Source organism: Nocardia sp. NPDC060220 (genome assembly GCF_042727815.1).
Classification (GTDB): domain Bacteria; phylum Actinomycetota; class Actinomycetes; order Mycobacteriales; family Mycobacteriaceae; genus Nocardia.
This window is the reverse complement of sequence record NZ_JBHWZY010000334.1, coordinates 1-7,105: the sequence shown is the minus strand read 5'-3', so window position 1 is coordinate 7,105 and position 7,105 is coordinate 1. Positions and strand designations below refer to the sequence as shown.

The window sequence follows — 7,105 nt, the reverse complement described above, 5'->3', positions numbered from 1 at the left end:
GCCGATGGTACTGCACTCGACAGGGTGTGGGAGAGTAGGACACTGCCGGAACATCCTTCGCGATAGGGGACCCTTATTTGGGTCCCCTATCGGCGTTTGTGGACTCGATACGAGTTCGGTACGCCAGGCGGACGATGCCCCGTCCTTCGTCCGTGGTTGAATTCTTAGTGGCGGGGTCATTGACAACACTCCCCGCAGGTCGGGGAACCTAGAGAGGGATCGCCGTGTCGGAACACAACGACGGACGGAAGCCTTTCCGCCGGGACGGAGACGCCCCCGGTTTCGGCCGGCGAGGCGAACCGACCGATCGCCCCCGCGGCGGACACGGTGACAATCGCGGCTCCGGCCGTGGCGAAGGCGGCGGATTCCGCCGCGACGACGCAGGCCGAGGCAGCAGCGCAGGTCGTGGTGGCTCCGATCGTGGCAGCTCCGACCGGGGTGGATTCCGTCGCAACGACGACAATCGCGGCTCCGGTCGTCCCGAAGGCCAGCGCGGTGGCTACAACCGCGACGACCGCGGCGGCAGCTCCGATCGTGGTGGATTCAAGCGCAGCGACAGTGGCGACCGCGGTGGCTACCAGCGCCGTGACGACGCCGGTCGCAGCGGCTCCAGTGACCGTGGTGGCTACCGGGGCAACGACGACCGCCCCCGCGGTGGTTCGGATCGTGGCGGCTCCGCTGATCGCGGTGGCTACCAGCGCCGCGACGACAGCGCGAAGGGCGGCTACCCGAAGCGCGACGACGCGAGCCGTGGTGGTTACCAGCGCCGTGATGACAACGATCGCGGCGGCTATCAGAAGCGTGATGACAACGATCGTGGTGGATTCAAGCGCAGCGACAGTGGCGACCGCGGTGGCTACCAGCGCCGTGACGACGCCGGTCGCGGTGGCTCCGGTGATCGTGGTGGTTTCAAGCGTCATGAAGGCGGAAGTGATCGTCCCGCAGGTGGTTTCGACCGCGGCGGTGACCGTGGTGGCTACCGTGGTGGTTCGGATCGCGGCGGCTCGTCGGATCGTGGTGGCTACCAGCGCCGCGACGACAACAAGAGCGGTTACCCCAAGCGCGATGATGCCGGTCGCGGTGGTTACCAGCGACGTGATGACAACGATCGCGGCGGCTACCAGAAGCGTGACGACAACGATCGTGGTGGATTCAAGCGCAGCGACAGCGGTGACCGCGGTGGCTACCAGCGCCGTGACGACGCCGGTCGCGGTGGCTCCGGTGACCGGGGTGGTTTCAAGCGTCATGAAGGCGGAAGTGATCGTCCCGCAGGTGGTTTCGACCGCGGCGGCGACCGTGGCGGGTACCGCGGCAACAATGACGATCGCCCCCGCGGCGGTTCGGGTGGCGGCTTCCGTCGTAACGAAGGCGACGACCGTTCGCGTGGCAGCTCCGATCGCGGCAGTGACCGTGGCGGCAGCTCCGATCGTGGTGGCTTCCGTCGCAGCGAAGGCGGCAGCGACCGTCCGGGTGGTGGCTTCCGTCGTAACGACAGCGATGACCGTTCGCGTGGTGGCTCCGATCGTGGCGGCTACCAGAAGCGTGACGACAAGGGTGGTTACCCGCGTCGTGACGACAGCGGCAAGGGCGGCTACCAGCGGCGCGACGACAACGATCGTGGGCCGAGGCGCGACGACGACCGCGGTCGCGGTGGCTTCAAGCGTGACGCGCGCTCCGGTGGCAGCCAGGGTAAGTTCGTCGGCGAGGACGGCAAGCCGCTCGACGGCACCTACCGCGAGAAGCGACGTGAGCGCGACAGTGATGTGCTCGGCGTTGTCTCGGCATCGGCTGCCTCCGATATCGACGAGTCGATCACCGAAGACGACAGCACGGCCTCGGCCGGTGCGTCGGCCGGCACCTCCGCGACGGCAAGCGACAAGCCCGCAACCGACGAGTCGGCAGCGTCCACTGAGCAGTCCGAAGACAACGCAAGCTCGGCCACGGCGCGGGTAGCCGAGACCGACGACAAGGCGACCATCGACACCGGTGAAGGTGACCGTCCTCGTGACGGCGTCGAGTCCGAGAGCGGTAGCGCGCGGGTCGATTCGGATCTCGACAGCCGGTCCGACGCCACCGATCGCGGGTCGGGCAGTGGCGACCTGAATGACGCCGCCCGTGACGATTCCGGCCTAGACGAGAGCCCCCGCGGCTTCGATCGTGAGAGTGTTGCCCGAGGTGAGTCGGATCGCGACGACCGTTCTAGCGGTTCGGATCGTGACGATCGGGCCGGCGGTGACGCCGACCGTGGCGAGCGGCGTGGATTCGCGGATCGCGGTGCCCGTTCGGACCGTGACGACCGTGCGCGCAGTGGCTCGGCGTCCGGTGGTGCGTCGCGGTCGGGTGACTTCGGCGATGACCGCCGTCGCGGCGGTGAAGGCGCTCGTACGACGGGTGGGCGGCCGGACGATCGCCGTGCTGCGCGTCCCGAAGGGCCCGATCTGCCCGAGGATGTGCAGGCCTCCGATCTGGATCCGGCCGTGCGCCGTGACCTGCTGAGCCTGGACAAGAACAACGCCGATTCGGTGGCCCGGCACATGGTGATGGCCGTCGAGCTGCTCGAGGACGACCCGCGCCTGGCGCTGGCACACGCTCGGGCCGCGCGGCAGCGCGCGGGCCGCATCGCGGTGGTGCGGGAGACCGCCGGTGTGGTGGCCTACCACGCCGAGGAATGGGCAGAGGCGCTCTCGGAGCTGCGGACCGCACGACGTATGTCCGGTGGCGCCGGGCTGCTCGCGGTGATGGCGGACTGCGAGCGCGGTCTCGGCAGGCCGGAACGCGCCATCGAGCTCGGTCGCAGCGAGGAAGCACAGACGCTCACCGGTGACGAAGCCGCCGAGCTGCGGATCGTTGTGGCAGGCGCCCGGATGGATCTGGGTCAGTTCGACCAGGCCGTCGTGACGCTGCAAGCCTGCGATCTGGACCCGTCGCGCACGGGCTCCGCCGCCGCGCGCCTGTTCTACGCCTACGCCGACGCGCTGGTGGCGGCCGGCCGCACCGATGACGGCCTGCAGTGGTTCCTCAACGCCGCTGCCGCCGACCTCGACGACGAAACCGACGCCGAGGAGCGGGCAACCGAACTCACCGGCGACGCGCAGTAGAACCACAAGGCCGTAGGCCGGGAACGCATCCAGGTTTCCCGGCCTGCGGCCTTTTCGCATGTCATCAGAGGTTGATGTCGGCCGGCAACGCCGGATCGGGTGTGGCACAGAGGTACTCGGTCGGCTCGAGCGGTGGACCGGCCTCCTGCGCTGCGGGCAATCGAGCACGCTGTGCGAGCGGGGATCTACTTCGGCCGGCAACCGGCCTGGTTTCCCTGTTGCGTCGGTGCGCGCCCGCGACGCGCTGGGCGAGACGTCCGCAACTGGGGACATCGCGCACGAACACGTGGCACATGCTCGATCATGAAGGGTGCGAGCGCTATTCGGCAGCCGAGGGGAACCGAAGCTGTCGGTGCCTTCGCCTAGGGTCGCAGATGTGTCCGACCCGGCAGAGACGACGAAGTGAGGGTGGATGGACCGGCTACGCGATCGATACGAGGCATTGCTGCTCGACCTGGACGGAACGCTGTACCGCGGACCCGATGTCATCGAAGGGGCGCCCAAAGCGCTTGTACCGGATAGTGATTCGGCACAACGTCTCGTCTACGTCACCAACAACGCCGCGCGCGGTCCCGGTGCCGTGGCGCACCACCTGGACGAGCTCGGCTACCCGGCGACCGCGGGCGATGTGGTGACCAGTGCGCAGGCCGCCGCCCGCATGTTGTCCGAACGGCTGAGCCCCGGCGACAGGGTGCTCGTCGTCGGAACCGACGATCTGGCCGCCGAGGTGAAAGCCGTCGGCCTCGAGCCCATCCGCCGATTCGGCGAGACCCCACCAGCGGCGGTCGTCCAAGGCCACTCGCCGGCGACCGCATGGCCCGACCTCGCCGAAGCCGCCTACGCCTTGCGCGCGGGCGCGCTGTGGATCGCCGCCAATACCGACCGCACCTTGCCCAACGAGCGCGGCCTCGCCCCCGGCAACGGCTCGATGGTCGCGGCCCTGGCGACCGCCTCCGATCGTGAGCCCCTCGTAGCGGGCAAGCCCTACGCGCCGCTGATGGAAGACGCGATCGAGCGAGCGGGCACCCGCCGCGCCCTGGTCGTCGGCGACCGGCTCGACACCGATATCGAGGGTGCCAACGGCCTGGGTCTGGACTCGCTGCTGGTGCTGACCGGAGTCAGCACGCTCGAGGAGGTGATCGGCGCGCCCGCCGCCCGGATCCCCACCTATATCGCCGCCGGCCTCGACGCCCTCAACGACGCCACCGTGGCGGAGGCCGCCGCACCGGCGGACATCGCGGAACTGTTGCGACAGTATCCCGGCCGGGCGGTACGGGTGCGCGCGGCCGATTCGGAAATCCGATAGCGTTGACGCCACGATGAGTACTGCGAGTTCACCGCCGAACGGCGCGTCACAGCCACCCCGGCCCGGGATTCCCGTGCCGGGCGCTCACCTGCCCGGCGCACCGGTGCAGCAGGAACCCGCCGATCCGCACCGGATCAAGACCGAGGTCGACGCACTACTCGCCGAACTCGGTCCGCGTCCTGTCGCGGGCCCGGCGGAGAACACCGAGGCCGGTGCCGATATCACCCGCCGTGCGCGCATCCTCGAACAGGCGCACGACGTACTGGTGGACGCGCTGGCGACAGTGGACAAGATCTGAGGTGGCCAGACGAGCGCGGGTGGACGCCGAACTGGTTCGCCGCGGGTTGGCGCGATCGCGAGAACACGCGGTCGAGCTGATCAGCGCGGGCCGTGTCCTGATTGCCGGAACCGTCGCCGTGAAACCGGCGACGGCCGTGGAGACGGGAACCCCGCTGATCGTGCGGGAAGAGCCCGACGAGGTGTCGTGGGCCTCGCGGGGCGCGCACAAACTGCTCGGCGCGCTCGAGGCCTTCGAACCGGAGGGGCTCGGCCTCTCGGGTAAGCGGTGCCTGGACGCGGGTGCGTCGACCGGTGGGTTCACCGATGTGCTGCTGAACAAGGGCGCGCGCGAGGTGGTCGCGGTCGACGTGGGCTACGGCCAGCTGATCTGGCGGCTGCAGAACGACGACCGGGTCCGAGTGTTCGACCGCACCAACGTGCGCAACATCACTCCCGAATCCATCGGTGGCACAGTCGAAGTCGTTGTCGGTGACCTGTCCTTCATCTCGCTCGGGCTCGTCCTCCCGGCACTGGCGGCCTGCGCGGCCGATGGCGCCGATCTGCTGCCGATGGTGAAGCCGCAGTTCGAGGTCGGCAAAGACCGGGTCGGTTCGGGCGGTGTGGTGCGTGATCCGGCGCTGCGAACCGAAGTGGTGTGTGATGTGGCGAGCGCCGCCGCCGCGCTCGGGCTGCGCACCCTGGGTGTGGTCGCCAGCCCGCTGCCCGGTCCGTCGGGCAATGTCGAGTACTTCCTGTGGTTGCGCAAGGTCGGCCCGTTCGACTACGACGCCGAACAGGTGCGGGCGCTGGTCGCGCAGGCTGTCGAGGAGGGTCCGCAGTGAGTACGCATGCCGGCGGCAGGGAGATCCTGCTCGTCGCCCATCCCGGTCGCGCGGAGATCATCGAGACCGCGCACCGGGTGGCGAAGATCTTCGCCGAAGCGGGTATCTGCCTGCGGGTGCTGGCCGACGAGGCCGACAGCACCCGGTTCGAAGACGAAGCCGGATATCCGGTGCGGGTGGTGCCGCACAGCCCGTCCGCGGCCCAGGGCTGTGAGATGGTGCTCGCCCTCGGTGGTGACGGCACGTTCTTACGCGCGGCCGAACTCGGCAGGCCCGCGGGTGTGCCCGTGCTCGGAATCAACCTGGGCCGCATCGGTTTTCTCACCGAAGCCGAGGCCGAGAACCTCGACGAGGCGCTCTCGCAGGTGGTCGATCGCGACTACCAGGTGGAAAACCGGATGACCATCGACGTCACGGTGCGCGTGGACGACACGATCGTCGAACGCGGCTGGGCGCTCAACGAGGCCAGCCTCGAGAACGCCCAGCGGATGGGCGTGCTGGAAGTGGTGCTCGAAGTGGACGGGCGGCCGGTCTCGGCGTTCGGCTGCGACGGCATCCTCATCTCCACGCCCACCGGGTCCACCGCCTACGCGTTCTCGGCGGGTGGACCGGTGGTGTGGCCCGAACTGGAGGCGATGCTGGTGATCCCGAGCAACGCGCACGCGTTGTTCGCGCGGCCACTGGTGACCAGCCCGGAGTCGCTGATCGCGGTGGAGACCGTGGCAACCGGACACGACGCGATCGTTTTCCTCGACGGCAGGCGCACTCTCGCGTTGCCGCGTGGCGGCCGCGCCGAAGTGGTGCGCGGCGAACGTCCGGTGCGCTGGGTGCGGCTCGATTCGGCGCCCTTCGCCGACCGGATGGTGCGTAAGTTCCAACTGCCGGTCACCGGCTGGCGGGGCAGACAGCGAACGGAAGAGCACTGATGCTGACGGAGATCAGGATTGACGGACTCGGTGTCATCTCGACGGCCACCGCGCAGTTCCATGCCGGTCTGACCGTGCTCACCGGCGAGACCGGTGCGGGCAAGACCATGGTGGTCACCAGCCTGCACCTGCTCAGCGGTGCACGCGCCGACGCGGGACGGGTACGCCTGGGCGCGGCGAAGGCCGTGGTGGAGGGTCGTTTCGTCGTCGACGACGTGAACGACGCGGCTCGCACGGCGGTCGGGGAGGTGCTGGAATCGGCGGGTGCCGAGGCCGACGAGGACGGCAGCGTGATCGCGGTCCGCACGGTCAACAGCGACGGACGTTCGCGCGCGCATCTCGGTGGTCGCGGGGTGCCCGCCGCGGTGCTCGGTGAGTTCACCTCTCGGCTGCTGACCGTGCACGGCCAGAACGATCAATTGCGGTTGCAGCGGCCGGAGCAGCAACTGTCGGCACTGGACCAGTTCGCCGGCGACGGCGTCGCCGGTCTGCTGCGCAAATATCAGGTGCATCGTCGGTCCTGGCTGGACGCGCGGACCGAACTGCTCGAACGCACCGCGCGCAGTCGGGAACTGGCGCTGGAAGCCGACCGGCTCAAGCATTCGCTCACCGAGATCGACGGCATCGCGCCCGAACCCGGTGAGGACACCCGCC

6 protein-coding genes and 1 pseudogene are annotated in these 7,105 nt (G+C 69.2%); 6 read left to right on the top strand and 1 reads right to left on the bottom strand.

Going from position 1 to position 7,105, the window contains the following annotated elements:
* Positions 1-176: 176 nt before the first annotated feature.
* Complete coding sequence (locus ACFWF3_RS18475) at positions 177-1,247, bottom strand: hypothetical protein (RefSeq protein WP_379314597.1); 1,071 nt, start codon at positions 1,245-1,247, stop codon at positions 177-179.
* A 729-nt stretch (positions 1,248-1,976) separates the two neighbouring features.
* On the opposite strand from ACFWF3_RS18475, the gene ACFWF3_RS18470 reads away from it, so the two are divergent.
* The 6 genes and pseudogenes from ACFWF3_RS18470 to ACFWF3_RS18445 all read left to right on the top strand — a co-directional run.
* Complete coding sequence (locus ACFWF3_RS18470; RefSeq protein ID WP_379314598.1) at positions 1,977-3,098, top strand: hypothetical protein; 1,122 nt, start codon at positions 1,977-1,979, stop codon at positions 3,096-3,098.
* Between the two features lie 412 nt (positions 3,099-3,510).
* Positions 3,511-4,404 (top strand): HAD-IIA family hydrolase, encoded by an 894-nt coding sequence (locus ACFWF3_RS18465; RefSeq protein WP_379314596.1) that lies wholly within the window; start codon positions 3,511-3,513, stop codon positions 4,402-4,404.
* A gap of 13 nt (positions 4,405-4,417) precedes the next feature.
* Positions 4,418-4,702, top strand: a complete 285-nt coding sequence (locus tag ACFWF3_RS18460) for a hypothetical protein (RefSeq protein WP_379314595.1) — start codon at positions 4,418-4,420, stop codon at positions 4,700-4,702.
* A 1-nt stretch (position 4,703) separates the two neighbouring features.
* The gene (locus tag ACFWF3_RS18455; protein WP_379314594.1) at positions 4,704-5,525 is read left to right on the top strand and encodes a TlyA family RNA methyltransferase; all 822 of its coding nucleotides are present in this window, start codon (positions 4,704-4,706) and stop codon (positions 5,523-5,525) included.
* Positions 5,522-6,451, top strand: coding sequence for an NAD kinase (locus ACFWF3_RS18450; RefSeq protein ID WP_378630063.1), 930 nt, complete (start codon positions 5,522-5,524; stop codon positions 6,449-6,451). The genes ACFWF3_RS18455 and ACFWF3_RS18450 overlap by 4 nt, the downstream gene beginning before the upstream one ends.
* Positions 6,451-7,105: pseudogene (locus ACFWF3_RS18445) on the top strand (DNA repair protein RecN); the annotation flags it as partial. The gene ACFWF3_RS18450 and the pseudogene ACFWF3_RS18445, both read left to right, overlap by 1 nt.

Bases quoted from the DNA above. Each gene is read 5' to 3' on its own strand.
- ACFWF3_RS18475 (WP_379314597.1), bottom strand. From the start codon at position 1,247: ATGACGCTTGAAACCACCCCGGTCACCGGAGCCACCGCGACCGGCGTC.
- ACFWF3_RS18465 (WP_379314596.1), top strand. From the start codon at position 3,511: ATGGACCGGCTACGCGATCGATACGAGGCATTGCTGCTCGACCTGGAC.
- ACFWF3_RS18460 (WP_379314595.1), top strand. From the start codon at position 4,418: ATGAGTACTGCGAGTTCACCGCCGAACGGCGCGTCACAGCCACCCCGG.